The 2,066-nt window shown below is 61.0% G+C and carries 1 protein-coding gene, 1 pseudogene and 1 other annotated feature; the gene and the pseudogene both read right to left on the reverse strand.

Annotated features, from left to right (window positions below; genetic code table 11):
• Positions 1-421: 421 nt before the first annotated feature.
• The gene (locus FZ029_RS32705) at positions 422-1,573 is read right to left on the reverse strand and encodes an IS110-like element ISAzs35 family transposase (protein ID WP_149274370.1); all 1,152 of its coding nucleotides are present in this window, start codon (positions 1,571-1,573) and stop codon (positions 422-424) included.
• A gap of 39 nt (positions 1,574-1,612) precedes the next feature.
• Positions 1,613-1,729 (reverse strand) — a sequence feature (AL1L pseudoknot).
• Positions 1,643-2,013 (reverse strand): annotated as a pseudogene (locus FZ029_RS32710) (transposase); the annotation flags it as partial. (Overlaps the previous feature by 87 nt.)
• Between the last annotated feature and the right edge of the window lie 53 nt (positions 2,014-2,066).

Genomic DNA, 2,066 nt, shown 5'->3' on the forward strand with positions numbered 1-2,066 from the left:
GCCAAACTCAGCTCCGCGTCGCTTCGCGAGCGGGCCGGCACCTTGGCAGGATCGGCCCGCCGGGCGGCATGGGCGTGGTAAGTCGACGGGGCGACCGGCAGCACTCGGCAGATCGGCTTATATGAGGAGAATCAACGGAAATGTTCGTCAGCTTTTCATTTTATGCTCCTGTAGCGCTATCTGGTATCCACGGCGTGAGCCTGCTTCAATGACGCGGCCCGGAAACCGGGCCTGATCCAACTTATATACGGTCAGTCGACTGGGGCGACTGCACCAACATCCCGCATGCGGCGGGCAAGGCTCAATTGGGCGAGACCATTCTCAAACCGCGGCTGTTTGACAGCCATGCCGATCTTCGGTTCGCCCGTCCGGGCTCCAGCGGGAAGGTTTTCCCCGGAGAAATTGATGAGCGCTCGGAACGTCAGGCGGCCTTCAGCACGGCACCTTCAATGACGACGCCCGCACGGGTATATTTCCAAAGCGCGACGAACAGTTTTCGGGCAACGGCGACGATCATCGTCTTCTTGAGCCGTCCCCCATTCCTAGCCACCTGATCCTTAAACCAAAGCGTCAGTGCGGAATCCGGCTGGTGGCGGATCCACAGCCAGGCGATCTGGATCAACGTCGTGCGCAGACGTGGATTACCTGATTTTGAAACTCCCTGCTCGTGATCCATCTGGCCACTCTGCCAGGGTGTCGGCGCGAGGCCCGCGTAGGCGGCGACCTGTCTGCGGTTGTCGAAATGCCGGCAAAGCCCTTCGCCCCACAACACGGCCGCGGCGGCCGCTCCAATCCCTTTCAGGCCCAGCAACGGAGCGGCGCCGGGAAATGCGAGCGCCTCTGCGGTAAGCATGTCGGTACTCGCCCGCTCGATGTCCTTTATCTGTGCAAGCACCAGTTCAAGGCGGTCAAGCTCCCGCGAAATCTGCGCCTGCAGGTGGGGTGGCAATGGGCGGCCATCTCCGGTACGGAGCTCATCAAGCCGCTCCCGGCGATCGCGCCGCAGCGGTTCATAAGCTCCGACGCCATGACTGTAGAGCAGCCCCTTGATCCGATTGACGTGCGCTACCCGTTCATTGACCAGTACCTTGCGTTCCCGCGCGATCCGCCGCCGGTCTTCCTCTTCAGGCGTTGGCGGCCTTACCATTGCACAAACGCGAGGCTCGCCCCGCTTGTAGGCCAGCAACGTTCGGACGAGCGCCTCGCCGTCAATCCTGTCGGTCTTTGCCCGACGACGGCGGCGCGAAATAGCTACCGATGCCGGGTCGACAACGTGACTTTCGATCCCTTCCTGGAGTAGGACCCGATGAATCCAGAAGCCGTCCAACCCTGCTTCCTGGATCACAACAATTGGAAAGATTTGCCCAGTCCGAACCAGAGCCTTGCGTCGTAATTCCGCAAATCGCAAAAGCAAATCACCAATATCCCCTGCCTTGACCAGATGTTTCGACATCTTCTCGCCACCACCCGGCGTCAGTGATGTGACCAGCCATTTCGACTGGCTCAGCTCAAGCGAAACGAAGATCGCGCCGAGATCGACACGAATGGCGGTGGAATTGGACGTGCTGGACATGACGGCCTCCGGGTTCAGTGCTGGACCAGAACTCTGACCCGGTTCCAGTCGCTCTTCACCTCATAAGATCTCGACCCCGTGAACGGCGCGGTGCGCGTCGATGAAGGCGATCATTTCTTGAACGGGCGGTCGAACTCCGCCTGGGCGAAATACGCCGACGCCTTGCGTAGGATCTCGTTCGCCTGGCGCAGTTCCCGCACCTCACGCTCCAGTGCCTTGATCCGCTCCTGCTCGGCCGTCGTCGGACCGGGTCGCTTGCCCTGGTCACGCTCGGCCTGCCGGACCCAGTTCCGCAGCGTCTTGGGATTGCAGCCGATCTTTGCCGCAATCGAGCTGATCGCAGCCCACTGCGAGGCATGCTCGCCTTCGTGCTCGAACACCATCCGAACCGCGCGCTCGCGCACTTCAGAGGCATATTTGGGTGATGCAGGTTTCGTCATGATGACCCCACTCTCTCAGATGATGGGGCCTCCAGGAAACCCGGAGCGGTTCA

Origin of the sequence: Azospirillum sp. Sh1 (assembly GCF_008365135.1) — a bacterium.
GTDB classification, from domain to species: domain Bacteria; phylum Pseudomonadota; class Alphaproteobacteria; order Azospirillales; family Azospirillaceae; genus Azospirillum; species Azospirillum oryzae.